The 26,161-nt window shown below is 72.5% G+C and carries 19 protein-coding genes; 6 read left to right on the top strand and 13 right to left on the bottom strand.

Going from position 1 to position 26,161, the window contains the following annotated elements:
- Positions 1 to 61: 61 nt before the first annotated feature.
- The gene (locus tag ACFY0I_RS13610; protein WP_388894035.1) at positions 62 to 1,039 is read right to left on the bottom strand and encodes a GlxA family transcriptional regulator; all 978 of its coding nucleotides are present in this window, start codon (positions 1,037 to 1,039) and stop codon (positions 62 to 64) included.
- Positions 1,040 to 1,183: 144 nt separating this feature from the next.
- Here ACFY0I_RS13610 and ACFY0I_RS13615 point away from each other — a divergent pair, with 144 nt between their 5' ends.
- Complete coding sequence (locus tag ACFY0I_RS13615) at positions 1,184 to 2,446, top strand: SLC13 family permease (protein WP_388894435.1); 1,263 nt, start codon at positions 1,184 to 1,186, stop codon at positions 2,444 to 2,446.
- Between the two features lie 33 nt (positions 2,447 to 2,479).
- Positions 2,480 to 4,117: an ABC-F family ATP-binding cassette domain-containing protein gene (locus ACFY0I_RS13620; RefSeq protein ID WP_388894038.1), complete on the top strand. Its 1,638-nt coding sequence runs from the start codon at positions 2,480 to 2,482 to the stop codon at positions 4,115 to 4,117.
- Between the two features lie 17 nt (positions 4,118 to 4,134).
- On the opposite strand, the gene ACFY0I_RS13625 is transcribed toward ACFY0I_RS13620, so the two are convergent.
- From ACFY0I_RS13625 to ACFY0I_RS13645, 5 genes are all read right to left on the bottom strand, one after another.
- Positions 4,135 to 4,914, bottom strand: a complete 780-nt coding sequence (locus ACFY0I_RS13625) for an SDR family NAD(P)-dependent oxidoreductase (protein WP_388894041.1) — start codon at positions 4,912 to 4,914, stop codon at positions 4,135 to 4,137.
- Between the two features lie 14 nt (positions 4,915 to 4,928).
- Complete coding sequence (locus ACFY0I_RS13630; RefSeq protein WP_388894043.1) at positions 4,929 to 6,143, bottom strand: MAB_1171c family putative transporter; 1,215 nt, start codon at positions 6,141 to 6,143, stop codon at positions 4,929 to 4,931.
- Positions 6,133 to 6,585 (bottom strand): hypothetical protein, encoded by a 453-nt coding sequence (locus tag ACFY0I_RS13635; protein ID WP_388894046.1) that lies wholly within the window; start codon positions 6,583 to 6,585, stop codon positions 6,133 to 6,135. Before ACFY0I_RS13635 ends, ACFY0I_RS13630 begins: the two co-directional genes overlap by 11 nt.
- 295 nt (positions 6,586 to 6,880) lie before the next feature.
- The gene (locus tag ACFY0I_RS13640; RefSeq protein WP_388894049.1) at positions 6,881 to 9,394 is read right to left on the bottom strand and encodes a Tex family protein; all 2,514 of its coding nucleotides are present in this window, start codon (positions 9,392 to 9,394) and stop codon (positions 6,881 to 6,883) included.
- A 78-nt stretch (positions 9,395 to 9,472) separates the two neighbouring features.
- A complete protein-coding gene (locus ACFY0I_RS13645; RefSeq protein ID WP_388894051.1) occupies positions 9,473 to 10,336 on the bottom strand; it encodes a hypothetical protein in 864 nt (287 codons plus the stop codon).
- A 405-nt stretch (positions 10,337 to 10,741) separates the two neighbouring features.
- Here ACFY0I_RS13645 and ACFY0I_RS13650 point away from each other — a divergent pair, with 405 nt between their 5' ends.
- Positions 10,742 to 12,274, top strand: coding sequence for a M1 family metallopeptidase (locus tag ACFY0I_RS13650; RefSeq protein WP_388894054.1), 1,533 nt, complete (start codon positions 10,742 to 10,744; stop codon positions 12,272 to 12,274).
- A 37-nt stretch (positions 12,275 to 12,311) separates the two neighbouring features.
- Here ACFY0I_RS13650 and ACFY0I_RS13655 read toward each other — a convergent pair whose 3' ends face one another.
- Positions 12,312 to 13,208, bottom strand: a complete 897-nt coding sequence (locus tag ACFY0I_RS13655) for an oxygenase MpaB family protein (RefSeq protein WP_388894057.1) — start codon at positions 13,206 to 13,208, stop codon at positions 12,312 to 12,314.
- A 140-nt stretch (positions 13,209 to 13,348) separates the two neighbouring features.
- On the opposite strand from ACFY0I_RS13655, the gene sph reads away from it, so the two are divergent.
- A complete protein-coding gene (gene sph, locus ACFY0I_RS13660) occupies positions 13,349 to 14,338 on the top strand; it encodes a sphingomyelin phosphodiesterase (RefSeq protein WP_388894060.1) in 990 nt (329 codons plus the stop codon).
- A gap of 80 nt (positions 14,339 to 14,418) precedes the next feature.
- On the opposite strand, the gene ACFY0I_RS13665 is transcribed toward sph, so the two are convergent.
- The 5 genes from ACFY0I_RS13665 to ACFY0I_RS13685 form a co-directional block, all read right to left on the bottom strand.
- The gene (locus ACFY0I_RS13665; RefSeq protein WP_388894063.1) at positions 14,419 to 15,045 is read right to left on the bottom strand and encodes a hypothetical protein; all 627 of its coding nucleotides are present in this window, start codon (positions 15,043 to 15,045) and stop codon (positions 14,419 to 14,421) included.
- Positions 15,046 to 15,203: 158 nt separating this feature from the next.
- A complete protein-coding gene (locus tag ACFY0I_RS13670) occupies positions 15,204 to 16,859 on the bottom strand; it encodes a bifunctional aspartate transaminase/aspartate 4-decarboxylase (RefSeq protein WP_388894066.1) in 1,656 nt (551 codons plus the stop codon).
- A gap of 44 nt (positions 16,860 to 16,903) precedes the next feature.
- A complete protein-coding gene (gene aspT / locus ACFY0I_RS13675; RefSeq protein WP_388894069.1) occupies positions 16,904 to 18,607 on the bottom strand; it encodes an aspartate-alanine antiporter in 1,704 nt (567 codons plus the stop codon).
- Between the two features lie 28 nt (positions 18,608 to 18,635).
- Positions 18,636 to 20,315, bottom strand: a complete 1,680-nt coding sequence (aspT, locus tag ACFY0I_RS13680; protein ID WP_388894072.1) for an aspartate-alanine antiporter — start codon at positions 20,313 to 20,315, stop codon at positions 18,636 to 18,638.
- A gap of 112 nt (positions 20,316 to 20,427) precedes the next feature.
- Positions 20,428 to 22,248 (bottom strand): AMP-dependent synthetase/ligase, encoded by a 1,821-nt coding sequence (locus tag ACFY0I_RS13685; RefSeq protein ID WP_388894075.1) that lies wholly within the window; start codon positions 22,246 to 22,248, stop codon positions 20,428 to 20,430.
- Between the two features lie 85 nt (positions 22,249 to 22,333).
- Here ACFY0I_RS13685 and ACFY0I_RS13690 point away from each other — a divergent pair, with 85 nt between their 5' ends.
- Both ACFY0I_RS13690 and ACFY0I_RS13695 read left to right on the top strand, forming a co-directional pair.
- Positions 22,334 to 23,062: a MerR family transcriptional regulator gene (locus tag ACFY0I_RS13690; protein ID WP_388894077.1), complete on the top strand. Its 729-nt coding sequence runs from the start codon at positions 22,334 to 22,336 to the stop codon at positions 23,060 to 23,062.
- A 48-nt stretch (positions 23,063 to 23,110) separates the two neighbouring features.
- Positions 23,111 to 23,758, top strand: coding sequence for a 1,4-alpha-glucan branching protein (locus tag ACFY0I_RS13695; protein WP_388894080.1), 648 nt, complete (start codon positions 23,111 to 23,113; stop codon positions 23,756 to 23,758).
- 101 nt (positions 23,759 to 23,859) lie between these two features.
- Here the strand turns inward: ACFY0I_RS13695 and ACFY0I_RS13700 are convergent, their stop codons facing one another.
- Positions 23,860 to 26,031, bottom strand: a complete 2,172-nt coding sequence (locus ACFY0I_RS13700; protein ID WP_388894083.1) for a 3-hydroxyacyl-CoA dehydrogenase NAD-binding domain-containing protein — start codon at positions 26,029 to 26,031, stop codon at positions 23,860 to 23,862.
- Positions 26,032 to 26,161 lie beyond the last annotated feature (130 nt).

Consider the following 26,161-nt stretch of genomic DNA (forward strand, 5'->3'; position numbering starts at 1 on the left):
GTGCGGATGTCGGTCGCTGCGTGTTGCGTCGTATCCGTCGGTTCGCCGTGTTCCGTCGCGGTCAGGGCCCGGGCGCGACGGGTCGGGGGCCGAAGCGGCGGCGGTACTCGGCCGGGGACTGCCCGAACGCCCTGACGAACGCCCGGCGGAGCGCTTCGGGGGTGCCGTAGCCGCACTCGCGGGATATGCGCGCTATCCCGTCCCGGCCGTCCTCCAGGAGCCGCCGGGCGTGCTCCACCCGGACCCGCTCCACGTACCGGCCCGGCGTCACCCCGGTCTCCGCCCGGAAGGCCCGGGCGAAGTGCCGCGGCGAGAGCGCGGCGCGGGCGGCGAGGGCCTCCACGCCGAGGTCGCCCCCCGGATGCTCGGTGATCCACTGCTGGACGTCCCGCAGCGGATCCCGGCGGGCCGTCTGGGCGGCCAGCTGGGCGCTGAACTGCGCCTGGTTGCCGGGTCGGCGCAGGAACACCACGAGGTGCCGGGCGATGAGCAGGGCCACGTCCCGCCCGAAGTCCTCCTCCACCAGGGCGAGCGCGAGGTCGATCCCGGCGGTCACCCCCGCCGAGGTGGCCACGGAGCCGTCGCGGACGTGGATGGGGTCCGGGTCCACCGTCACCGCCGGGTAGTCCCGGGCCATCCGCGCGCACACGTCCCAGTGCGAGGTGGCCCGCCGGCCGTCGAGGAGCCCGGCCTCGGCGAGCAGCAGGCTGCCGGTGCACACGGACACCAGCCGTTCGGCGCGTCCCCCGTGCGCGCGGAGCCAGTCGGTGACCCGGGGTTCGCACCGGGCCGAGTACTGCCCGCCGGGCACCAGCAGGGTGGTTCCCGGGCCGGGGCGGGCGCTTTCCAGGTCCCCGTCCGGGACCAGGGTCAGTCCGCTGTTCGTCCGTACCGGGGCGCCGCCCGGGGACACCGTGGTGATCGCGTAGCCGCCCTCGCCGGGGCATCGGGCGACGCCGCTGAACACCTCGACCGGGCCGGTCACGTCCAGGCTCTGGACCCCGTCGTAGAGGACGACGAGCACGTTTCGCAGCGTCATGCCTCCATGGTGTGACCTCGCCCCGATGGCCGCAATGACGGGCATCCCACCTATCCGGCCATGCCCCCGACCGTGCGATCCTTCCGGAACGCCCCCGCCGCAGGTCCCCTCCCGGATCCCGGCCGCCCCGCCCCGGAGACCTCCCTGAACACCGTCCTCGCCGAGTCCCTGTCGGTCGCCGCCCTCCTCGGGGTGCTGGCCTTCGCCGTGCTGCGCCCGCGGGGGCTGCCGGAGGCGGCGGCCGCGGTTCCGGCCGCAGCCCTGCTCGTCGCCCTCGGCGTGGTCTCCCCCGCCGACGCCTGGGGGCAGCTGCGGGAGCTGCTGCCCGTGGTCGGGTTCCTGGCGGTGATCCTGGTCCTCGCGCAGTTGTGCGCCGACGAGGGCTTGTTCCGCGCGGTCGGGGCGGCCGTGGCCCGGCGGTCGGCGGGGCGGGAGCCGGGGACGCTGCTGGGCCCGGTGTTCGTGGTGGCCTCGCTGGTCACCGCCGCGCTGAGCCTGGACGCCACCGTGGTGCTGCTGACGCCGGTGGTCCTGGCGACGGCCGCCCACCTCGGAGCGCGACCGCGACCGTACGTCTTCGCCACCGCGCACCTGGCGAACTCGGCCTCGCTGCTGCTGCCCGTGTCGAACCTGACCAACCTGCTCGCCTTCGCGGCGAGCGGGCTGTCCTTCACCCGGTTCGCCGCGCTGATGGCGCTGCCCTGGGTGGTGGCGATCGGCGTGGAGTACGTGGTGTTCCGCCGCTTCTTCCGCGCCGATCTGTCGGCCCCGCCCGAGCACGCCCCGGACACCGTGGAGCGGGTGGCGATGCCGCGCTTCGCGCTCGCGGTGCTGGTCCTGACCCTGGCCGGCTTCGCCGTCGCCTCCTTCGCGGGGGCGAGTCCCGCCTGGGCCGCGCTGGCCGGGGCGGTGGTGCTGGCCGTACGGGCCCTGCGGCGCCGCGAGACCACGCCGGTCCGGCTGGTGGCGTCGGCCGCGCCCGCCTTCTGCGTGTTCGTGCTCGCGCTGGGCGTCGTCGTACGGGCCGTGGTGGACCACGGCCTCGGCGACGGGCTGGAGCGGGTGCTGCCGGCCGGGGACTCGCTGCCCGCGCTGCTCGCCGTGGCCGGCGTGGCCGCCGTCCTCGCCAACCTGATCAACAACCTGCCCGCCGTGCTCGCGCTGCTGCCGCTGGCCGCGCCGGGTGGGGCGGGGCCGGTGCTGGCCGTGCTGATCGGGGTGAACATCGGCCCGAACCTCACGTACGCGGGGTCGCTGGCCACGCTGCTGTGGCGGCGGATCCTGCACGGCCACGGCGAACGCGTCGGGCTCGGGGAGTTCACCCGGCTGGGGCTGCTCACCACCCCAGCGGGCCTGGTGGCGGCGGTGGCGGCCCTGTGGGCGGGGCTACGGCTGATCGGCGCCTGAGGCTCCCGCGGGCGCGGATAGGATCGGGGCATCATGACTGCAACCCTCGTCGCCAAGAACCTCACCGCAGCGCACGGTGAGCGCACGCTCTTCGCCGATCTCGACCTCGTCGTCGCGCCCGGCGACGTCATCGGACTGGTCGGCGTCAACGGCGCCGGGAAGTCGACCCTGCTGCGGCTCCTGGCCGGGATCGACGCCCCGGAGACCGGTGAGCTGAGGCTCTCCCCGCCCGGTGCGGCCGTCGGTCACCTGCCGCAGGAGCCCGAGCGGCGCCCCGGCGAATCGGTCCGGGACTTCCTCGCCCGGCGTACCGGTGTCGCCGCCGCGCAGGCCGAGCTGGACGCGGCCACCCAGGGACTCGTGGACGGCACCCCGGGCGCGGACGACGCGTACGCGGACGCCCTCGACCGGTGGCTGAACCTCGGCGGCGCCGACCTCGACGAGCGGGCCGAGGAGGTCGCCGGCGAGCTCGGCCTCGGCGTCGGCCTGGACCTGGCGATGACCGCGCTGTCCGGTGGCCAGGCCGCCCGCGCCGGCCTGGCCTCGCTGCTGCTGTCCCGGTACGACGTGTTCCTGCTGGACGAGCCGACCAACGACCTGGACCTGGCCGGTCTGGAGCGGTTGGAGCAGTTCGTCAAGGGGCTGCGCGCGGGCACCGTCGTGATCAGCCACGACCGCGAGTTCCTGACGCGGACCGTCACCAAGGTCCTCGAACTCGACCTGGCGCAGCAGCAGATCAACCTCTACGGCGGCGGCTACGACTCCTACCTGGAGGAGCGCGAGCGGGCCCGGGGCCATGCCCGTGAGGAGTTCGACGAGTACGCGGGCAAGAAGGCCGCTCTCGAAGGTCGGGCCCAGATGCAGCGCAACTGGATGGACAAGGGCGTGCGCAACGCCCGGCGCAAGTCCTCCGACAACGACAAGATCGGCAAGAACCTGCGCGGCGAGTCCAGCGAGAAGCAGGCCGCGAAGGCCCGTCAGACGCAGCGCGCGATCGAGCGGCTGGACGTCGTCGAGGAGCCCCGCAAGGAGTGGGAGCTGCGCATGGAGATCGCGGCGGCCCCGCGCTCCGGCTCGGTGGTGGCCACCCTGCGCGAAGCGGCGGTGCGGCGCGGGGACTTCGGCTTCGGTCCCGCGAGCCTGCAGATCGACTGGGCGGACCGGGTGGCGATCACCGGGGCCAACGGGGCCGGCAAGTCCACTCTGCTCGCGGTCCTACTGGGCCGGCTCGCGCCGGACTCCGGCGCGGCGACCCTCGGCTCCGGCGTCCTGGTCGGTGAGGTGGACCAGGCCCGCGGGCTGTTCCTCGGGGACGAGCCGCTGCTGGAGGCGTTCTGCGCGGCGGTTCCGGACACCGAACCGGCCGAGGTGCGCACCCTGCTGGCCAAGTTCGGTCTGAAGGCGGCGCACGTCCTGCGGACCGCGGCGACCCTCTCCCCCGGCGAACGCACCCGGGCGGCGCTGGCGCTGCTCCAGGGGCGCGGGGTGAACCTCCTCGTGCTCGACGAGCCGACGAACCACCTCGACCTGCCGGCGATCGAGCAGTTGGAGGCCGCCCTGGACGCCTACGAGGGCACCCTGCTGCTGGTCACGCACGACCGCCGCATGTTGGACGCCGTCCACGTGACCCGGCGCCTGGAGGTCGTCGACGGCAAGGTCACCGAGCTGTAGCGGCGGCGGCCTCGCGCTCACGCCTCGGATCCGGTCGGCGGGCGGCGCGTGCGGGCCATCCTGCGGGCGACGAAGTCGCGCGGCAGGTGGCGGGCGGCGAGGGCGTACGCCTGGTAGCGGCGGCCCGTGATGCTGATCGGTCGGCGCCGGGCCAGGTCGCGCAGGGCCTTGGCCACCACGGCCTCGGGCTCCAGCCAGACCGCGTCGCGCAGCGCGCTGACGTCCATGCCGGCCCGCTCCTGGAACTCGGTGCGGGTGAAGCCCGGCACCACGGCCAGCACCCGGACCCCGTACGGTTCCATGTCCACCCGCAGCGATTCGCTGAAGGCGGTCACCCAGGCCTTGGCGGCCCCGTAGGTCCCGGTCGGCAGCAGCCCGGCGACCGAGGCCACGTTGAGCACGGCGCCGCGGCGGCGGGCGCGCAGGCCGGGCAGCAGGGCGTGCGTGAGGCGCAGCGGGACCTTCACGAGGAGATCGAGCATCCGCTCCTCGTCCTCGACGGGGTTGTACGGGAAGGGCGCGGGCAGTCCGAACCCGGCGTTGTTGACGAGGACGTCGACGGGCCGGGCCGGGTCGGCGAGCCGTTCGGCGACGGCCGCGCACTGCCGCGCGTCCAGCAGGTCGGCGGGCAGCACCTCGCAGTCGGCGCCGAACTCGCGGCCGAGTTCGGCGGCCACGGACTCCAGCCGGGCCTTGTCGCGGGCGACGAGGATCAGGTCGCAGCCCTTGGCGGCGAAGCCGCGCGCGAAGGCCGCGCCGATGCCGGCGCCGGCGCCGGTGATCAAAACGGTGGTCAAGGCGGTTGCACTTCCTACGGGTTGGGGCTGTCGGACGAGCGGGCGGCCCGGGGCGCGGTGAAGGCGGCGGTGTCGGGCGCGGCCCAGGCGTGGGCCACGTCGACCAGGAACCCCGCCTCGCCCTCCAGGTCCCCGCCCTCGGCGGACGTCCGGATCTCGGCGGGCAGTTCCAGGGCTCCGGTTCCGGGCCGGCCGGGCTCTCCGGCGAGCTTCGCCTGTCGGGCCTGTTTCAGTACGCAGGCCAGGGCGGCGGCCGTCCGCCGCTGCTCGGGGATCCCGCTTCCGGCGACGTGGCTGCGGGCGAGCTCGGGCACGCCCCGGTCCACGTACTCGCCGAGCACCATGATCGCGTCGCGGGTCTCGATGACCTTGCGGTAGACCAGCAGGCCGCGCGGCAGCGGCGGCCACAACAGCTCCAGCACCCGGCCGGCCCGGGGCGGCGTCAGCGCCACGTGCGGGACGGCCTCGACGAGGTCCCGCCACAGCGGCCACAGCCGCCAGGCGGTGGTGACGTCGGAAGTGGTGCGGCGCAGCGTGAACAGGGTCGGCACCAGGATCGCGGCGGCCCGCAGCAGGCCGTGCAGGTTCATCAGCAGGGGGAGGGCGGGCATCGCCCAGGTGCTGCCGAACAGGGCCTTGAGGAGGTACGCGAACCAGAACAGCCCGGCGAGGGCGGTGCCGAGGCCGAACAGTCGCAGCCCGGCGGCCAGGGCGCGGCTCTCCGTACGCCGGCTGTAGCGCCGGCAGACCCGGACGCAGATGGTGTTGGCGATCAGGTGGGCGGAGATCAGGACGAGCCAGTAGGCGAGGGAGGGTGCCGGGTCGCCGGTGGGCGGGATGGTGTGGGTGCCGTGGTCGGGCGCGGTGGCGTCCAGGGTGAGCAGGGCGGCCGACCACAGCAGCGTGCCGACCCAGGCGGCGCGCTGGAGGGCGCGCCCGCCGGTGGCGGCGGCGACGAAGTAGAGCACGGCGCCGGCGGACAGCACGCCGATGAGGTTGCGGACGAGGCCGACGGTGTGCGCGTAGCCGGGGTCGCGGCTCATGGCGTGGGCGACGACCGCGGGCAGGTTGAGGGTCATCGCGGCGGCGGCGGTGGCTACGGCGAGCCACAGTCCGCGCTGCTGCGGCGAGCGCAGGGCGCCGGGGGCGCGCAGCAGCACGGCCACCCACAGGCACACCACGCTCGGCACGGCGAGCCAGTCCCCGAGGGCCGCGAGGTCAGCCGCCATCGCGCGGACCCCGCTCGTAGCCCATCGCGGATTCCAGCCGGGCGAGGGCGCCCCGGGGCGCGCCGGCCGGCCGCGGGCGGCGGGGACCGGTGGTACGGGTGCGGATCATGCTCGCGAGCAGTTCCGCCTCCCGTTCCTGGAGGCTGGTGTAGTTGGTGCGGCCCAGGACCACCGGTGCCCGGCCGTCGGCCTCCTCGCCGTCGAGGGAGTGGTGGCCGAAGAGGATGTGGCCGAGCTCGTGGAGCACGATGTGCTCCCGGTGCAGCGGGGTGGTGCGGGCTTCGTAGAAGACGTGGTCGACGCTCGCGGTACCCACCCACAGGCCGCAGACCCCGGATTCGGCGGCCTCGGGCGGCAGGGGGTGCAACCGGATGGGGCGGCCTCGCTGTTCGGCGACGCGTGCGCACAGTCCGTCGAGCGAGAACGGATGGGGCAGATCCATATGGCCGAGAATGAACTCGCACCGTTTGCGGAGGCTGAGATCCCCATGGGGCATGTGGTCCCTCTTCGAACCCTTTCTCGGGCAGCGTCGGTAGGCGTGCGGGGGCATCGACATCAGGTCCTGTGCCTTGAGGCGGCCTCGGGAAGGCGGTCCCGGAGGGGTACGACGGAACACCCGTCCGCACGGGACGAACGGGTGTTCCACCATGCCTACCGATTCCGCTCGGGGCTTGGCAAGGCCCCCACCGGGGCGGGGTACCTATCCGGCCATTCCCGACAGCCGGGGCGGACCGGTCTCAGGTCCGCTTGCGACGCTCGTCGGGACCGGTCAGACCCGCCTTGCGCAGGGCGTCGGCCATGGCACTGTTGGCGGGTGCCGGGGCGCCGCCCCGCCTGCCCGCGTCGGAGCCGCCCCCCTGCCGTTGCCCCGCGCCCGATCCGCCGCGCTGCCCTTGGCCGCCCTGGCCGCCCCGGCGGTCCTGACCCGCGCCGCCCTGGCCGCCGCCGCGTCGGGCGCCATCGCCCTGGCCGCCGCCCTGGTTCGCCGCGCCGCGCTGCTGCGGGGGTCGGCCGCCGCCCCGGCGCTCCTCGCGCTGCCTCGGCGCGCCGGCGCCGCGCTCGGCCCCGGCCTCGTCCTCCAGCCGCAGGGTCAGCGAGATCCGCTTGCGCGGGATGTCCACGTCCATGACCTTGACGCGGACGATGTCGCCCGGCTTGACCACGTCCCGCGGGTCCTTGACGAAGGTCTTCGACAGGGCCGAGACGTGCGCCAGGCCGTCCTGGTGGACGCCGATGTCGATGAAGGCGCCGAAGGCGGCCACGTTGGTGACGACGCCCTCCAGGATCATGCCGGGGGTCAGGTCGCCGATCTTCTCCACGCCCTCCTTGAAGGTGGCCGTCTTGAAGGCGGGGCGGGGGTCGCGGCCCGGCTTCTCCAGCTCGCGCAGGATGTCGCCGACCGTCGGCAGGCCGAAGGCCTCGGTGACGAACTCCTCCGGTCGCAGGGAGCGCAGGACGGACGTGTTGCCGATCAGCGCCGCGACGTCACCGCCCGCGGTCTTCCCCATCGCCCGGACCACCGGGTACGTCTCGGGGTGCACGGCGGAGGCGTCCAGCGGGTCGTCCCCGTCGCGGATCCGCAGGAAGCCGGCGCACTGCTCGTACGCCTTCGGGCCGAGGCGGGCCACGTCCTTGAGGCCCTTGCGGCTGCGGAAGGGGCCGTTGGCGTCGCGGTGGGCGACGATGTTCTCGGCGAGGGTGCCGCTGATGCCCGACACCCGCGAGAGCAGCGGCGTGGAGGCGGTGTTGACGTCCACGCCGACGCCGTTCACGCAGTCCTCGACGACCGCGTCGAGGGAGCGGGAGAGCTTCACCTCGGACAGGTCGTGCTGGTACTGGCCGACGCCGATCGACTTCGGGTCGATCTTGACGAGCTCGGCCAGCGGGTCCTGGAGCCTGCGGGCGATCGAGACGGCGCCGCGCAACGACACGTCCATGCCCGGGAGTTCCTGCGAGGCGAAGGCCGACGCGGAGTACACGGAGGCACCCGCCTCCGAGACCATCACCTTCGTCAGGCCCAGTTCGGGGTGGCGGGTGATGAGGTCCGCGGCGAGCTTGTCCGTCTCGCGGGAGGCCGTGCCGTTGCCGATGGCGACGAGCTCGACCGCGTGTTCCTTCGCGAGGCGGGCCAGCTTGGCGAGGGACTCGTCCCACCGGTTGGCGGGCACGTGCGGGTGGATCACGTCCGTGGCGACGACCTTGCCGGTCGCGTCCACGACGGCCACCTTGACGCCCGTACGGAAGCCAGGGTCCAGGCCGAGCGTGGAGCGGGTGCCGGCGGGGGCGGCGAGCAGCAGGTCGCGCAGGTTCGCCGCGAAGACGCGTACGGCCTCGTCCTCGGCGGCGGCGCGCAGCCGGGACCGCAGGTCGATGCCGAGGTGCACCTGGACCTTGGTGCGCCAGGCCCAGCGGACCGTGTCGGTCAGCCACTTGTCGCCGGGACGGGCGTGCTCCGAGGGGGCCGCGATGCCGAAGCGCCGGGCGATCATGCCCTCGTAGGTGGACGGCCCGGGAACCTCGGACGGCTCCTCCGGCTCCAGGTCCAGGACGAGGACGTCCTCCTTCTCGCCGCGCAGCATGGCGAGCACGCGGTGCGAGGGGAGGTCCGTGAAGGGCTCGGCGAAGTCGAAGTAGTCGGCGAACTTGGCGCCCGCCTCCTCCTTGCCCTCGCGGACCTTGGCGGCGAGCCGGCCGCGGCCCCACATGCGCTCGCGCAGCTCACCGATCAGGTCGGCGTCCTCGGCGAACTTCTCGGTGAGGATGGCGCGGGCGCCCTCCAGCGCGGCGGCCGGATCGGCGACGCCCTTGTCCGCGTCGACGAACGCGGCCGCGACGACGGCCGGTTCGACCGAGGGGTCGGCCAGCAGGCCCTCGGCCAAGGGTTCCAGGCCGGCCTCACGGGCGATCTGGGCCTTGGTGCGGCGCTTGGGCTTGAACGGGAGGTAGATGTCCTCCAGCCGGGCCTTGGTGTCGGCCGCGTTGATCCGGGCCTCCAGGGCGTCGTCGAGCTTGCCCTGTTCCCGTACGGATTCGAGGATGGCCGCGCGCCGGTCCTCCAGCTCGCGCAGGTACCGCAGCCGCTCCTCCAGGGTGCGCAACTGGGCGTCGTCGAGCTCCTCGGTCGCTTCCTTGCGGTAGCGCGCGATGAACGGGACGGTGGAACCGCCGTCGAGCAGCTCGACGGCGGACTTGACCTGCCGTTCCCGTACGCCGAGCTCCTCGGCGATCCTGCCTTCGATGGACATCGTCACTGTGCGGTCCCGCCTGCCTTCGTTTGCGTGGAAGGCTGCCAATTGTGGCAGGTGACCGCGGCGGACGGCGGGAACCCCTCAGGCCTTGCCGAAGAGGTCGCGGGGGAAGGCCCCGGCCGCGATGGCCCGCTGGACGAATCCACCGCCCAGTTCGGCGAGTCGGGCGAGGCCCTGCGCGCCGAGGTGTTCGTACGGGGCCGCGTCGAGCCGGTCGGTCTCGGTCTCCAGGCGTTCGCGGACGGCCCGGCCCTCGTCGGTGAGCTCGCCGTCGGGCTCCAGGATGCCGCGGGCGCGCAGTCGGGCGGCGGCGGCGTCGAGGTCGTCCTGCTGCCAGCCGCGGATGCTCTTGACCCACTTCGGGGTCATGCCGCGGCCGGTGGCGGTGTGGCTGACCAGGGCCTCCAGCGGGTCGAGGCCGGTGAGGAGGAGGGCTGCGAGGTGTCCGTCGCCGCGGTGCTCGCGCAGCAGGGTGGTGGCGTGCCACAGGCGCAGGTGCGGCTCCTGCGGTACGGGCAGGTCGGCGTGGGCGGCGTAGAGGGTGCGGGCGTGCCGGGTGCAGCCCTCGGTGGCGCGCATGGCCAGGTCCGCGGCCTCGGACAGTTCGGCCGAGTCGATGACGGCGGGCCCCAGGAGGCGGCGCAGGGTGGTGTCGGCGGCGCGCAGCCGGGCGGCGAGGACCTGCTCGGGCGTGGCGACGTCCCAGACGGCGGGAAGGTGCGCGGCGACCAGGTCGTGGCGGTAGTTGTAGAAGGTGGCGGTCACCGCGCCGGGGCCGACGGCGCCCATGGCGGCGGATCGGGTCGCGAGGTTGACGGCGACGCGATGGGTGACGCCGAGGGCGGCGAGTTCGGTGGTGAGGTCGGGCGAGAAGTAGATCGTGGAGTGCAGCGGGTTGACGGCCGTGTGCCAGCAGCGTCGGGCGGCGTGCGGAGGAAGCGTCATGCGCCGCAGGTTACCGACTGCTCAGTATGCCGGGTGGGGTGGGGGTGCCGGTGGCCCGGGCAGCGGTTCCCGGCAGCCGTGCCGCCCGCGCCGCGCCCACCCTTTCCGGCCTTTCTCCTGGCGCCGGAGGAGACCGGCGCGGCCGGTGCCCGCACGGGCGCGGGCCGCCCGCCCGTGGCGCCGCGCCCCGGGTGCGCCGTGCCCTGCCCGGCCCGTGGCGGTGCCCGCGGCTGCGGTCGTCCGGCCGCGCTCACCGACCGACGTGTCCGCTCAGCGGGGTGTGACGGCCGAATGGCGATCGTGTGACAGCAGGGGCCATGGACATGACGCGGCACGGCACGGGTGAATACGGTCGACGGACGAGACCTTGAACCGATCTGTCTCCCCTACCACTTGGAGCTCTTCGTGCACCGCAAAGTCATCGCCCCGAGCGTTCTGGCCGCCTCCCTCCTGCTGGTGATCCCGGCGTCGGCGGCCAGTGCCGGTCCGGGCGCACCGGGTATCGGCGATCCCTACTACCCGGCCAGCGGGAACGGCGGTTACGACGTCTCCCACTACGACCTGCGCCTGCAGTACCAGCCGAAGACGGACCTGCTGGAGGGCACCGCCACCCTGCTGACGACGGCCAAGCAGGACCTGTCCCGCTTCAACCTCGACTTCGGGCTCAAGGTGAGCGAGGTCCGGGTCAACGGGGTCAAGGCGAAGTTCGCCGCGACCGGCACCCAGGAACTGGAGGTGACCCCCGCCCAGCCGCTCCTGAAGGGCAAGCAGTCCTCGGTGGTCGTCAAGTACGCGGGCAAGCCCTCCGAGTTCAAGGTCGACGGCTGGACGGCCTGGCAGCGGACCCCGGACGGCGGCGTGGCGGCGCAGGAGCCGGACTCGGCGATCTGGTGGTTCCCGAGCAACGACCACCCGCTGGACAAGGCCACCTTCGACGTATCCGTCAACGTCCCGGACGGCACCCAGGCGATCAGCAACGGCGTGCTCCAGTCGCAGAGCTCGAAGCTGGGCTGGACCCGCTTCAACTGGCGCTCCAACAAGCCGCAGGCCACCTACCTGGCCACCCTGGCCATCGGCAAGTTCGACATCACGACCGACAAGACGGCGAGCGGCCTGCCGATCCTCAACGCCTACAGCAAGGACCTCGGCGACAACGCGGGCGCGGCGCGCGCGAGCGTGGAGCGGACCGGTGAGGTAGCGGAGTGGCTGGAGGGCGTCTTCGGCCCGTACCCGTTCAACGCGCTGGGCGGCTACGTCCCCAACGTGAACGCGGGCTACGCGCTGGAGACGCAGACCCGGCCGTTCTACGGTCCCCGCCAGTTCCAGAACGGCGCGAACGTCTCGGTGGTCGTCCACGAGATCGCCCACCAGTGGTACGGCGACAGCGTCTCCGTCGACAACTGGAAGGACATCTGGGTCAACGAGGGCTTCGCCCGCTACAGCCAGTGGCTGTGGTCGGAGAAGGAGGGCGAGGGCACCGCGCAGGAGCTCGCCGACTGGACGTACGCCTCCCGTCCCGCCGAGGACCCGTTCTGGCAGGTCAAGCCCGGTGACCCGGGTGCGGAGAACCAGTTCCACGGTGCGGTCTACGACCGGGGCGCCATCGCGCTCCAGGCGCTGCGGAACGAGATCGGCGACGAGAGGTTCTTCCAGATCCTCAAGGGCTGGCCGACCGAGCGGGCCCACGGAAACGCCAAGGTCGGCGACTTCGTCCGCTACGCGGAGAAGGTCTCCAACAAGCCGCTGGCGCAGCTGTTCGAGACCTGGCTCTACACCCCGGGCAAGCCGGCCTTCGCCCCGCCGGCCGCCAAGGCCGGGGCCCGCTCCCTCCAGGCCCCTGCCAAGCCGGCCGCGGAGCCGAAGTCCTGGAAGAAGATCGCCGCGACGAACACGGTCCACGACCACGGCCAGGAGCAGGGCCGCAAGCACGGCCACTGATCCCACCCCGCCGCTCCCCCGTGCGCGCCGGCGTCCCTCAGTGGGCGCCGGCGCGCCGGCGCGCCCGGGCGGCGCGGGCGATCGGCAGGTAGCGCAGGCGCTCCGGCAGCAGCGGTACGAGGATCCGTACGGCCGCGCTGAACCGCCGCAGCCTGCGCTCCTGGGCCGGGCTCCACCGGAGCCCGATGGCCTCCCGGGCCTCGGGCGGCATGTAGCCGACGCTGACGAAGGCCCGCAGGTGCAGGAACGCCTTGCGCAGCAGCGGCCAGGTGAGCCGCAGCACCAGCCGGACCGGCGCGGAACCCGTCTCGGGCCTGGGCAGGGCCACGTCGGTGGCGACCAGCTCCCGCGCCACCGCGGTCGGCTCGATCTCCTCCGCCAGCATCCGGCGGTAGTAGGGCCAGTACTCCTCGATGGTCTGCGGCATGTCCCGGTCGTGGATGCCGAGGATCCGGCCGACCTGGAGCCATTCCCGGTAGAGCTGCCGCTCCTGGGCCGGGGTGAAGGGCCGCAGCAGGTAGCGCCCCGCGTACAGGTAGACGGGGAAGCCGGTGGCGTGCACCCAGGAGTAGCAGGCGGGGTCGAGCGAGTGGTAGCGACGGCCCCGGGTGTCGGTGCCCTGGATCTCCTTGTGCAGGCGGCGTACCCGGCGGCCCTCCTCGGCCGCGTCGGCGCCCCCGTACACCCACAGCTGGACGGAGCGCAGCGAGCGCTCGCCGCGCCCCCAGGGGTCGGTGCGAAACACGGAGTGGGCATCGACGCCGGCCCCGATGGCGGGGTGGGCGACCTGCATGGTGAAGGCGGCGGGCAGCATCAGTAGGGCGCGGACGTCCCCGGCGATGGTCCACAGCACCCCGCCGGGGGCGGGGGGCTCGGGGTCGGGGCGGCGCCCGGCCGGACGTGCGGCGGGGGGTGCGTGGTGCGGCTTCTCCATGACACAAGTATGCGAGCCCCGAACGGTCGCGCTCCGGACAGAAAGTCGATGCACGGGTGTTACCCAGAGGTAACTGGTGCTGCTTGTATGACGGCGTCGATCTTCCCCGCACTTCCCCCGCAGGAATGATGGAGACCCTCATGCTGCACACCTCGCCCCGCTCGCGCCGCGCCGCCGCCACGGCCGTCGCGGCGGTCGCCGCCGGCGCCCTGGCCGTCACCACCGCGCCGACCGCCGGCGCCGCGGAGGGCGCCGCGGCCCCGCGGCTCAGCGTCCTGTCGTACAACGTGTTCCTGATGAGCAAGAACCTGTACCCGAACTGGGGTCAGGACCACCGGGCCGCGGAGATCCCCAAGGCGTCCTTCTACCAGGGCCACGACGTGGTGGTGCTCCAGGAGGCCTTCGACAACTCGGCGTCGGACGCGCTCAAGGCCAACTCGGCGACGAAGTACCCGTACCAGACCCCGGTCGTGGGCCGCAGCAAGAGCGGCTGGGACGCCACGGGCGGCGCCTACTCGGCGACGACGCCGGAGGACGGCGGCGTCACGATCCTGAGCAAGTGGCCGATCGTCCGCAAGGAGCAGGTGGTCTACAAGGACGCCTGCGGCGCCGACTGGTGGTCCAACAAGGGCTTCGCGTACGCCGTGCTGAACGTGAACGGCGCGAAGGTGCACGTCGTCGGCACGCACGCCCAGTCCACCGACCCGGGTTGCGGCGCGGGCGAGGCGGCGCAGATGCGCAGCCGGCAGTTCAAGGCGATCGACGCCTTCCTGGACGCGAAGAACATCCCGGCGGCCGAGCAGGTCATCGTCGCGGGCGACATGAACGTCGACTCGCGGACCCCCGAGTACGCCACCATGCTGGCCGACGCCGACCTGGCCGGCGCGGACACCCGCACGGGGCACACGTACTCCTTCGACACCGCGCTCAACTCGATCGCGAAGTACCGCTACCCGACGGACCCGCGCGAGGACCTGGACTACGTCCTGTACCGCAAGGGCAACGCCCGCCCGGCGGGCTGGGAGAACAACGTCGTCAAGGAGCAGTCGGCGCCGTGGACGGTCTCCAGCTGGGGCACTTCCTACACGTACGACAACCTCTCGGACCACTACCCGGTGATCGGCCGCTGAGCCGTCCCTTCCCGAGAACCGCCTCGCGGCCCGGACGTGACCGGCCGCGAGGCGCGGGGCCCGACCACCGGACGGGACGCCTAGAAGGGGAGGCCGATCAGGCCCCAGCCGCGGGCTCCGGCTTCCGTGGCCAGGTCGCCCCACTCGCGCAACAGTGCCGCGGTGGCGTCGAAGTCGGTGGTCCAGTCCGCGAAGGGCCCGCGGAGTTCCTCCAGTCGGGGTGCGGCCGGTTGCCAGGCGCGGACCAGCTCCGGCACCTCGTCCGGGGCGCTGAGCAGGAGGACCCGGGGGCGCCACGGAGCGGGGTCGTCGGGGAAGCCTCGCGCGGCGGGCCGCTCGTCCTGCGCGGCGGCCGTGGGGTCCCGCCACGCGTGGTCGTCGGGGTCGTCCCAGAACAGGCCGCGCAGGAAGTGGTCCAGGGAGTCCCGCAGTTCGGGGGCGACCGAGGTCCGCGCGTGCTCCCAGGCGTTGGCCAACCGGAAGTGCCAGCCGTAGGAACCGGTGGTGCCGTAGAACCGGTACTCGGCGCACCAGGACACCTGCCGCTGCCACGCCCAACCGCCCGTCACGGCGTAGTCGGCGTCTTCGCACGCCGCGCAGCAGAAGTCGGGGTGGGCGGTGTCACGCAGCACGTCCACCCTGTCGTCCGCCGGTATCCGCGCCAGGTGCTCCCAGTCGACCATGAGCACGGTGATGTCCAGTCCCATCGGGACAGGCTAGCGGCGGACCGAACCGGCCGTGCGGACGGATCGTGGGCGGCCGGGGCACGGGTCCGGAGCTCCCCGCGCGCGGACGGCGCCGAGCGCGGCCGGGTCCGTCACCTCCGCCGTACGGGTGCCCGCCCGGGAGCGGGCACCCGTGGGAGTCAGCCGGCGGCCTTGGAGCGCTGCCATTCGTCGGCGTAGTCGTTGAAGATCGCCCGCAGGTGGTGGCCGATCTTCAGGTAGTCGAGGTCGTCGAGGTTGGCCAGGGAGACCCGGACCGACCACTCGGGTCCGTCGAACCCTCCTCCGTTGAGGAGGACGACGGAGGTCTGTTCGGCCAGTCGGAACAGCGGGTCGACCGGCTCGTAGTTCTTCTCCAGGAAGTCGGCGAAGTCCTTGCCGTGGACCCGCTCGGCCTCGGCGAGCAGGTCCAGCTCGATGTAGTAGCCGGCCCGCTTGTCGTCCTCGCTGATCTTCATCTGGGCGCCCTCCAGCAGCAGGTCCAGGCGCCGGTGGACGATCTGTCGGATGCGGGCCTTGTAGGCCTGGCCCTCGTCGAGCATGTCGAAGAGGGAGAAGAGCACCATCATCGTCTGCTGCGGCAGCGACAGGCCGGCGGTGTGGTTGAGGGCGACGGAGCGGGAGTCGGCGACCAACCGGTCGATGAACCGGATGGAGCCGGGATCGAGCGTCAGGGTCCCGTACCGCTTGGCGAGGCGGTCCTTCTGGTCCTGGGGGAACGCGGCGATCATCTCGTCGATGACGTTGTCGTCGTGCAGGCCGATGACGCCGAGGCGCCAGCCCGTGCAGCCGTAGTGCTTGGAGTACGAGTACACGAGCAGGGTGTTGCGCGGGAGTTCGGCGGCGAGCGAGCGGAAGCCGGGGACGAAGGTGCCGTAGACGTCGTCGGTGACGATCAGCAGGTTGGGGTTGGGGCCCGCCACGATCTCCTTGATCTGGTCGGCGACCCGGTCGCTGAGCGCCAGCGACGGCGGGTTGCTGGGGTTCACCAGGCAGACGAGCTTGACGGCCGGGTCGGCGAGCTTGGCCACCTCCTCCTCCGGGTAGCGCCACTGGCGCACCCCGGTCTCGGCGAACAGGCTCGCGGACACGTTGACCACCTCGAACTCGAAGGTGTCGAGTTCGGGGATCTCGATGTACGGGGTGAACACCGGAGTCAGCAGGGCGATCTTGTCGCCCTTGTGGAGGACCCCGTTCTTCATCAGGGAGTCGAAGATGTAGCACATGGCGGCCGTGCCGCCCTCGGTGGCGAAGAGCGAGAGGGTGTCGTGCGGGGGCCGCTCGTCGAACATCTCGTCGGAGACGTAGCCGCGCACGATGTGCTCCGCGTGGGTCAGCATCCGGTCCGGGACGGGGTAGTTGTCGCCGGTAATCGCGTCGGTCAGCTCGTGGATGAAGGCGTCCTGGTCGAACGGCCAGCGCTTCAGGGCGTACTGGACGCAGGCGGAGAGCATCTCGACGCCCGGGAGCTCGGGGTGGCGGCGCACCCAGGACTCGAACCGGCCGCCGATGCCCTTCTTCTCCGGCATCCCGCCGAGGTTGTCGGCGGTCCAGACGCGACGGGACTCGTCGAGGGCGAAGTAGCCGAGTGCGTAGAACGCCTCGCGCGGCCCGGTGGCGATCCAGTTGGGGTTGCCGCGACCCGCGTTGAGCATGGCGCGGGCAGTGGTCTCCTTCTGGCCGGGCTTGTCCTCCTGCGCCGCCGTGGCGAGCTGGATGAACTTGTCCTTGAGCTCGAAGGGGCTGAGCTGGGCGAAGGACTGGATCTCCTCGCGGCTGAAGCTGGTCTCCGGCACGGTGGTTCCTTACGTAGAGGGTGCGGGGCGGCGCGGGGCGCGGGTCAGTGGTTGAGGAGGACGATGACGGCTCCCCAGATGGTGAGCAGCACGTTGCTGATGGCGTACGGGATCGTGTAGCCGAGCACCGGCACCTGGGACTTGGACTGTTCGACCACGGCGCCGATCGCGGCGGTGGTGGTCTGACCGCCGGCGAGGACGCCCATCAGGATCGGGAAGCGGATCTTCTGGATGTGGTGGCCGACGAGGAAGCCAACGAGCAGCGGGATCAGCGTGGCGACGGCTCCGAACACCAGCAGGCCCCAACCGGCCGAGGCCAGCCCGCTGGTGAAGCTCGGCCCGGCGTTGATGCCGACGACCGCGACGAAGAGGCAGAGCCCCAGGGTGTCCATGAACCACTGGGCACCGGGCGGCACGTTTCCGAACGTCGGGTACTTGCCCCGGATCCAGCCGAAGACCAGGCCCATGATCAGCGCGCCGCCCGAGGTGGACAGCGAGATCGGCACCCCACCGGCGGTGAGGGCGGGGATGCCCAGGCAGCCGCCGAGGAAGATGCCGAGGCCCACCCAGACCATGTCGGTGGCGAAGCTCGTCGGCACCGGCTTGCCGAGCGCCGCGCCGGCCGGGTCGACGAGCCGCTTGGGCCCCGACAGGATCACCGTGTCCCCGCGCTCGACGGGGGTGCTGAGCCGGTAGGGGAACTCGGCGCCCGCCCGGTACAGCTTGTCGATGTACACGCCGACCATGAACGGTTCGGCGCGCAGTTCCGCGATGCTCTTGCCCAGTTGGGCCTTCTCCGAGATCACCACGTGCAGGGTTTCGGTCTGGTACCCGAGCAGTTCGACGTCGTCGGCCTCGGGGCCGATGTGGGTGCGCGCGTCGAACGCCACCAGGGAGTCGCGCAGGGCGGAAACGGCCACCACGTCGCCCTCGCGCAGGGCGGTCTGTTGGGTGTGGTCGACGATCGCGCCGTCGCGGCGGATCCGGGTGAGGTAGATGCGGCGGCCGAGCGCCTTCTGCTGCTGCTCGAAGTCCTCGATGGTGCGGCCCACCAGGTCCGGATGGACGATGGTGTACGCCCGCAGGACGACCTCGTAGTACCCCGCGTGCAGGTCCGGGTCGTCGGCCGGCGCGTCCATCTCGATGGCGAGCCGGGCGCTTTCGGCGGCCAGGTCCCGGCGGTAGATCCGGGGCAGGATCGAGGCCAGCAGGAGCGCGCAGAGGATGGTGCCGAGCGGGTAGGTGACCGCGTAGCCGACCGCGACGAGGTTCTCCTGCTCCTTGATCTGGTCGGCGGACAGGCCCGGCAGGTTGCCGATGGCGTCCTGGGCGACACCGATGACGGCGGACTGCGTCAGCGCCCCGCCCAGCAGGCCCGCGCTGAGGCCGGGGCCGTAGCCGAGGAAGGAGGCGAAGCCCCAGCAGACCAGCAGCCCGGTCACGCAGACGATGACGGCGTTGATGACCTGGGGCAGGCCGTCCTTCTTCAGGCCCCGGAAGAACTGGGGCCCGACCTTGTAGCCGAGGGCGAAGAGGAACATCGTGAAGAAGAGGTTCTTCACGGTCCCGTCGATGGTGACCTTGAACTGCGCCCCGAAGACCAGTCCCACGATCAGGCAGCCCGTGACGGCGCCGAGGGCGATCGCCTTGTAGCGGAGCTTGCCGACGAAGAACCCGACCGCCACCGTGAGGAAGACGAGCAGCTCGGGGTGGGGCTGGAAGATGTTGCGGTTCAGGAAGTCGATCATGTGGGTGCCATCCGGTGGTGTACGGGGCTCAGGCGCCGAGGATCCCGACGAGGATCGGACCGGTCAGGGGCAACAGGAAGTTGGAGAGGGCGTAGGTGATCGTGTAGCCGAGCATCGGTACGGAGCTCTGGGCGACCTGGGTGACGGAGGTGATGGCCGGCGTGGAGCACTGCTGGCCGGCGATCGCTCCGATGAGCAGCGGGGGTTCGATCTTCAGGAGCTTGCGGCCGATGACGAGCGAGAGCGTGGCCGGTACGAGGACCATGGCGATCCCGGCGAAGGGCAGCAGCGCCCCGTACTCCTTGAGCAGCGGCCAGGCCTGCGGGCCGGAGGTGAGGCCGGTGCAGGCGATGAACACCGCGAGGCCCATGTCCTTGATGGTGGTCGCGGCCTGGGGCGGGAAGGCGCCGAAGGTCTGTCGGCGGGAGCGGAACCAGCCGAAGAGCAGGCCGGAGACCAGGCAACCGCCGCCGGTGCCCAGCGAGAGCGGGACGCCCCCGATGCGGACGACGACCTGGCCGAGGAGGGAGCCGGCCGCGATGCCGAGGCCGAGGTAGACGAAGTCGGTGGCGTCGTTCTTCGCGACCGTGCCGATCTTGGCGACGATCTTGTTCAGGCCGGAGCGGGCGCCGACCAGGGTGACGACGTCGCCCCGCTCGATCACCGTCTCGGGGGTGGCCGGCAGGCTCTGGTCGCCCCTGAGCACGTCGGTCACGTACACGCCGCTGCGGGCGAACTCAGGGTGCTCGTGCACGATCCGGTCGATGGTCTTGCCGGAGACGGAGCGGTCGGTCACCGCGATCTGGCTGGTGACCAGTGGGGTGTCCACGCCCGGGATGCCGGGGGTCTCCGGGCCGATGGCGCGGCCGGCCTCGATGGTGTTCGAGCGGCGGCCGACGATCAGGACCAGGTCGGAGAGGGTGAGCGCGAGGTCCGGTGCGGGGGTGAGCGTCCTGGAGCCGCGTTTGACGGCCTCGACGGTGACCCGTCCGCCGAAGCCGGCCTCCAGGTCGCCGACCGTACGACCGTCGGCGGTCGTGACCAGGTAGGTCCGGCCGACCAGGCCCGGCAGGGCCTCGCGTTCGTCGCTCTCCAGGGCCGACCCGCCCCCGCGCATCCGCTCCCACAGCTCGCGGGAGGCGTCGCGCAGGTTGACGCGCAGCAGCATCGGCATGATCTGGCTGGTGTAGATCACGATGGTGACCAGGCCGAAGAGGTAGCAGACCGTGTAGGCGGTGGCCACATGTCCTTGGTAGGTGGTGATCTGCTCCGCGGTCAGGTCGGGCAGTTTGGCGATGGCCTCGGTGGCGGTGCCGACGACGGCCGATTCGGTGGCGGCGCCGGCGAGGATGCCGGAGGCCGTGCCGACGTCGAGGTCGAAGGCCTTCGCCAGCAGGTAGGCGAGGCCGAGGACGCAGACCAGCTCGATGAGGCAGAGCGCGAAGAAGCGCATGCTCTTGCGGTTGAGGTTGGCGAAGAACTGCGGGCCCGCCAGGTAGCCGAGGGCGAAGATGAACAGCGCGAAGAAGATCGTCTTGACGTCGGCGGAGATCTCGATGTGGGCCCAGGCGCCCAGCAGCAGGGAGACGATCAGCGTGCCGCAGATGCCGCCGAGGGTGATCGGACCGACCCGCAGCTTGCCGAGGAGGTAGCCGGCGGCCAGGCACAGGAAGAGGGCCAGTTCGGGGTGGTCACGCAGCACTCCCACGGGCCGTCACCCCGCCCCGGCGTGAGGGCCCGGGGACCCGGAGGAATCTGTCGACATTTCCCCACACTCGCCCGGTGAGCGCGGGCCCGCTCACCGGGCGGGGCCGTCCGGGTTACGGCGTCTCGTACAGTTTTTCGATCAGGTCGCCGTACTTCTCCCGGACCACGCGGCGGCGCAGTTTCAGCGAGGGCGTCAGCTCGCCCGACTCCGGCCCCCACTCCGCGGCGAGCAGCCGGAACCGCTTGATCTGCTCGGTGCGGTTGAGCCGGGCGTTGGCGACCTCGACGGCGCGGGCGACCTCGTCCAGAACGGCCGGGTGCGCGGCCAGCGCCTCGAGCGGGGCGGCCCCGATGCCGCGGGCGGCCGCCCAGGCCGGCGCCAGTTCGGGGTCGAGGACCAGCAGGGCGACGAGGTAGGAGCGACCGTCTCCGTGGACCAGGGCCTGGCCGATCAGCGGATGCTCCTTGACCGTGTTCTCCACCAGGGCCGGGGACACGTTCTTCCCGTTCGAGGTGATGATCAGCTCCTTCTTGCGGTCCGTCAGCCACAGGAAGCCGTCGTCGTCGATCCGGCCGATGTCCCCGGTCGGGAACCAGCCGTCGGCGTCGCAGGCGGCCTCCAGCGATCCGTCGGGCCTCAGGTAGCCGGCGAAGACGGTCGCGCCGCGGGCGAGGATTTCCCCGTCCTGCGCGACGCGCAGTTCCAGCCCCTCGATGGGGCGGCCCACCGAGCCCAGCCGGAACCCGTCCGGGCTGTTGACGGTGCACACGCCGGAGGTCTCGGTCAGCCCCCAGGCGTCCATGATGGTGATCCCCCAGCCCGCCCAGAACCGCACCACGTCGATCGGCATCGGCGCGGTGGCGCTGGCCGTCCACACGAGCCGGTCCAGCCCGGCCAGGCGCAGCAGCGGCTCCAGTACCCGCTCGCGCGCCTCGGCGTACGAGGCTTCGAGCGCGGCCGGCGCCTCCTCGCCGCGTTCGCGGTGGCCGGCCCGGGCCCGGGCCAGGTCGCCGGCCTCCTCGATGGCCCGCTGCTGCTCCTGCGGCAACTGGGCGAGGACGGCCCGTACGCCGGCGGCGAGCTTCTCCCACACCCGGGGCACCCCGAAGAACTGCACGGGGTGCAGTTCGCGGACGGCGGCCGCCACGGCGGTGGGGTCGCCGACGAGCCGGACGTGGGCGGCGCGCAGCAGGGGCAGGTAGATGCCGAGGATCCGCTCGGCGATGTGGGCGAAGGGCAGGTAGCAGATGTGCTCGGCGTGCTCCGGCAGGTCCGTGTTCCGGTCGAGGCGGACGGCCTGGAGCATGATGTTGCGGTGGGTCAGGCGGACGCCCTTGGGGTCCCCGGTGGTGCCGGAGGTGTAGACGACGGTCAGCGGGTCCTCGGGGCGGATCTCCTGCCAGGCCTTCTCGAAGACGTCGGAGCTGTGCAGCCGGGCGCCGCTCGCGTGCAGCGATCCGTAGGTGCGGTGCGGTCCGGCCTCGGCGGCCTCGGCGACCACGAGGCGCTCCAGGGGGACGGTGTCGTCGGCCAGCAGCGGTTCCCACCGGGCGAGTTCGCGGGCGCCCTCGACGACGGCCAGCCGGGCCCGGCTGTGGCGGGCGATGTGGGCTATCTGCTCGGGCGCGGAGGTTCCGTACACGGTGACGGGGACGGCGCCGAGGTGGACGAGGGCGAGGTCGGTGAGCCAGTGCTCGGGCCGGTTGCCCATCATCAGCAGCACGTGTTCGCCGCGCTCGACGCCGAGGGCGGCGTACCCGGAGGCGAGGACGGCGACCTTGCGGCGGACCTCGCTCCAGGTGAGGGTCCGCCATTCGGCTCCCTCGCGCCAGGAGAGCGCGGCGAGGGATCCGTGTTCGGCGGCGTTGCGGGCGAGCAGGACGGGGAGGGTGATCCCTTCGGGCCGTCCGGGCAGTCGCAGGTTCGTGGTCATGGGCAGCTCCTGGCCGTTTCACATCGTTGGTGCGACAGCAATACTGTTGAACCCAAGCTGTGGAGCAGAGAGCGAGGCGCAGACGATGGCCGACCGGGCAACCGAGCCGATGCTCACCGTCGACGAGCTGGCGTCGAAGGCCGGCGTCACCGTCCGCACCGTACGGTTCTACAGCACGCGCGGACTTTTGCCCCCTCCCGTGATCGGACCCCGTCGGGTGGGGCACTACGGCCCGGAGCACCTGTCCCGGCTGGCGCTGATCGAGGAGTTGCAGCACCAGGGCATGACCCTGTCGGCGATCCAGCGCTACCTGGACGCGCTGCCCGACGATCTGAGCGCGCACGACCTGGCGATCCACCGGGCCCTGGTGGCCACCTGGGCCCCGGACACGGCCGAGGAGGTGTCGCGGGCCGAGCTGGAGCGGCGTGCCGGGCGGGACCTGACGGACGGTGACCTGCGCCGGCTGGCCGCGATGAACGTGGTGGCCGCCTCGGGCGACGGGTTCCGGGTCGATCCGGGGCTGTTGCGGCTGGGGGTGGCGCTGCTCGACGTACCGATCGCGCACGAGACGATCCTGGTGGCCCGGCGGTTGCTGCTGGAGCACGCGCGGACGGCGGCGCACCAGCTGACGGCCCTGTTCCGCGACGAGGTGTGGGGGCCGTTCACCGAGGGTGAGAGCGACCCGGAGCGGGTGGAGTCGATGAAGGCGCTGTCCGCGCACATGCAACCGATGGTGGTGCAGGCGCTGGTGACGGCCTTCCAGCGGTCCCTGAAGGAGGAACTGCGCGCGGCGTTCGTCCCCGAGTCCGGCTGACGGGCAAAACCCTCGCGCGGGCCCGGTGGCGCGAGTAGTTTCGCGATCATGGCAGTCATCCACCACACCACGCTGACCCCGACCAAGGTCGAACTCCTCGCCGCCTGGCTCCCGTCGCGGCCCTGGTACCGGAGCACCACCGCCGGCCCGGCGCTCGCCAGGGCGGGCGGGTTCCGGCTCGACGATCCCGAGGGCGAGGTGGGCATCGAGTTCATGGTCGTCACCGACGGGTCCGGCGACGCCGCGCCCGCCTACCTGACGCCGCTCACCTACCGCGCGGCCCCGCTCGACGGCGCGGAGGCGGGCCTGATCGGCACCATGGAGCACGGGGTGCTCGGCAAGCGCTGGGTCTACGACGGAGCACGCGACCCGGTGCTGGTCGGCCAGTTGCTCGCGCTGCTGGCGGGTCGGGCCGTGGCGCAGGCGCAGAGCGAGAGCGACGCGCCCGACCCGACGGTGCAGGTGCGCACCGTCGCCGACCTCCCGGCCGCGCTGCCGCAGGTGACGGAGACCACCGACGCCACCGTCCTCGCGACGGCGCAGGGGGCGCCGGTGACCCTCAGCCTGGCCCGGGTCCTGCGCCCGGGGCCCGCCACCGGGGAGGACGTACGGGGGCAGGTGCTGGCCCGCTGGTCCGCCCCGGACGGCGCCGAGCCGCGCGGCGCCTTCGCGGTGCTGCGCGAAGGCGCCCGGTAGGCCGGCACGCACGGCCGCCCCGGTCCCGAGGCCGGGACCGGGGCGGCCGCCGCGGGACGGTGAACGTCCCGCCGCGCCGGGCGGCGTGCGCTCCGCCTCGATCAGTCCGCGTACGTCTCGCCGCGCTCGGCCTTCGCCACGAGGGAGGCGGGCGGGGTGAAGCGCTCGCCGTACTTCTCGGCCAGTTCCCGGGCGCGGGCCACGAAGCCGGGCAGACCGCCCTCGTAGCCGTTGACGTACTGGATCACGCCGCCGGTCCAGGCGGGGAAACCGATGCCCATGATGGAGCCGATGTTGGCGTCGGCGATCGAGGTGAGGACGCCCTCGTCGAGGCAGCGGACGGTGTCCAGGGCCTCGGAGAACAGCATCCGCTCCTTCATGTCGTCGAAGGGGATCTCGTACCCCTCCTTGGTGAAGTGCTCGCGCAGGCCCGGCCAGATGCCGGCGCGCCTGCCGGCCTCGTCGTACGCGTAGAAGCCGGCGCCACCGCTGCGGCCGGGGCGGTCGAACTCGTCGACCATCCGGTCGATGACGGTGTCGGCCGGGTGCTCGGCCCAGGCGCGGCCCTCGGCCTCGAAGGCCTTGCGGGTCTCGTTGCGGATCTTGCGCGGGAGGGTGAGGGTGAGCTCGTCCATGAGGGAGAGCACCTTGGCCGGGTAGCCGGCCTGGGCGGCGGCCTGCTCGATCGAGGCGGGCTCGATGCCCTCGCCGACCATCGCGACGCCCTCGTTGATGAACTGGCCGATGACCCGCGAGGTGAAGAAGCCGCGCGAGTCGTTGACGACGATCGGCGTCTTGTTGATCCGGCGGACCAGGTCGAAGGCGCGGGCGATGGCCTCGTCACCGGTCTGCTCGCCCTTGATGATCTCGACGAGGGGCATCTTGTCGACGGGCGAGAAGAAGTGCAGCCCGATGAAGTCGGCGGGCCGCTTCACCCCTTCGGCGAGGCCGGAGATCGGCAGGGTCGAGGTGTTGGAGCAGAGCAGCGCGTCGGGCTCGATGACGTCCTGGATCTCCTGGAACACCTTGTGCTTGAGGGAGGTGTCCTCGAAGACGGCCTCGATCACGGCGTCGCAACCGGCCAGGTCGGCGGCCTCGGCGGTGGTGGTGATCCGGGCGAGGAGTTCGGTGCGCTTGGCCTCGGTGGTGCGGCCCCGGGAGAGCGCCTTGTCGAGGAGCTTCTCGGAGTACGCCTTGCCCTTGGCGGCGGCCTCGGGGGTGACGTCCTTGAGCACCACCTCGATGCCCGCGCGGGCGCAGGAGTAGGCGATGCCGGCGCCCATCATGCCCGCGCCGAGGACCGCGACCTTGCGGACCGTGCGGGGTTCGACGCCGCCGGGGCGGCTGCGGCCGGCGTTGACGGCCTGGAGGTCGAAGAAGAAGGCCTGGATCATGTTCTTGGCGGTCTGCCCGGTGACCAGCTCGGTGAAGTAGCGGGCCTCGATGGTCAGCGCGGTCTCGAAGTCGACCTGGGAGCCCTCGACGGCGCAGGCCAGGATGTTGCGCGGGGCCGGGTACGGGGCGCCGTTCAGCTGCTTCTTCAGGTTGGCCGGGAAGGCCGGGAGGTTGGCCGCGAACCGCGGGTTCGAGGGGGTGCCGCCGGGGATCCGGTAGCCGGGTACGTCCCACGGCTGCTGGGACTGCGGGTTGGCGTCGATGAAGGCGCGCGCCTTGGCCAGCATCTCCTCGGGGGTGGCGGCCAGTTCGTGGACCAGGCCGTTCTCCAGGGCCCGCGCCGGGTTGTACTGGGTGCCCTGGAGCAGGACCTTGAGCAGCGCGTCGGCGATGCCCATGAGCCGGACGGTACGGGTGACGCCGCCGCCGGCCGGCAGCAGGCCGAGGGTGACCTCGGGCAGGCCGATCTTCGAGCCGGGCGCGTCGAGTGCGACGCGGTGGTGCGAGGCCAGGCAGATCTCGTAACCACCGCCGAGGGCGGCCCCGTTGATGGCGGCGACGACGGGCTTTCCGAGGGTCTCGATGCGGCGCAGCGAGCGCTTGATCTCGGTGCCGGTGTCGAAGGCGAGCCGCGCGTCCTCGGGCCGCAGCCGGATCATGTCCTTGAGGTCGCCGCCCGCGAAGAAGGTCTTCTTCGCGGAGGTGTAGATGATGCCCCGGATGGAGTCCTTCTCGGCCTCGGCGCGGTCGGCGATCGCGGCGATGGAGTCCTTGAAGGCCTGGTTCATGGTGTTGGCGGACTGGTCGGGGTCGTCGAGGACGAGGGTGACGACGCCGGTCTCGTCCTGTTCCCAGCGGATGGTGCGGGTCTCGGTCATGGGGTGGGTCTCTCCGTGAAGGTCTGGATCGGCAGGGGCCGGGCGGGCGGGGCCACGGGGGTGCGGGCGGCGCCCCGGGCGGTCACCGCGGGCGCTGTCCGCGCGCCGCGGGCGGGGGCGTCGACCTGCC

The sequence above is a fragment of the Streptomyces sp. NPDC001568 genome (assembly GCF_042893755.1).
Lineage (GTDB): Bacteria > Actinomycetota > Actinomycetes > Streptomycetales > Streptomycetaceae > Streptomyces.

Coding starts and splice junctions, on each gene's coding strand:
- ACFY0I_RS13610 (WP_388894035.1), bottom strand. CDS start 1,039: ATGACGCTGCGAAACGTGCTCGTCGTCCTCTACGACGGGGTCCAGAGC.
- ACFY0I_RS13620 (WP_388894038.1), top strand. CDS start 2,480: ATGACTGCAACCCTCGTCGCCAAGAACCTCACCGCAGCGCACGGTGAG.
- ACFY0I_RS13630 (WP_388894043.1), bottom strand. CDS start 6,143: ATGGCGGCTGACCTCGCGGCCCTCGGGGACTGGCTCGCCGTGCCGAGC.
- ACFY0I_RS13635 (WP_388894046.1), bottom strand. CDS start 6,585: ATGGATCTGCCCCATCCGTTCTCGCTCGACGGACTGTGCGCACGCGTC.
- ACFY0I_RS13645 (WP_388894051.1), bottom strand. CDS start 10,336: ATGACGCTTCCTCCGCACGCCGCCCGACGCTGCTGGCACACGGCCGTC.
- ACFY0I_RS13655 (WP_388894057.1), bottom strand. CDS start 13,208: ATGGAGAAGCCGCACCACGCACCCCCCGCCGCACGTCCGGCCGGGCGC.
- sph (WP_388894060.1), top strand. CDS start 13,349: ATGCTGCACACCTCGCCCCGCTCGCGCCGCGCCGCCGCCACGGCCGTC.
- ACFY0I_RS13665 (WP_388894063.1), bottom strand. CDS start 15,045: ATGGGACTGGACATCACCGTGCTCATGGTCGACTGGGAGCACCTGGCG.
- aspT (WP_388894069.1), bottom strand. CDS start 18,607: ATGATCGACTTCCTGAACCGCAACATCTTCCAGCCCCACCCCGAGCTG.
- ACFY0I_RS13685 (WP_388894075.1), bottom strand. CDS start 22,248: ATGACCACGAACCTGCGACTGCCCGGACGGCCCGAAGGGATCACCCTC.
- ACFY0I_RS13690 (WP_388894077.1), top strand. CDS start 22,334: ATGGCCGACCGGGCAACCGAGCCGATGCTCACCGTCGACGAGCTGGCG.
- ACFY0I_RS13695 (WP_388894080.1), top strand. CDS start 23,111: ATGGCAGTCATCCACCACACCACGCTGACCCCGACCAAGGTCGAACTC.
- ACFY0I_RS13700 (WP_388894083.1), bottom strand. CDS start 26,031: ATGACCGAGACCCGCACCATCCGCTGGGAACAGGACGAGACCGGCGTC.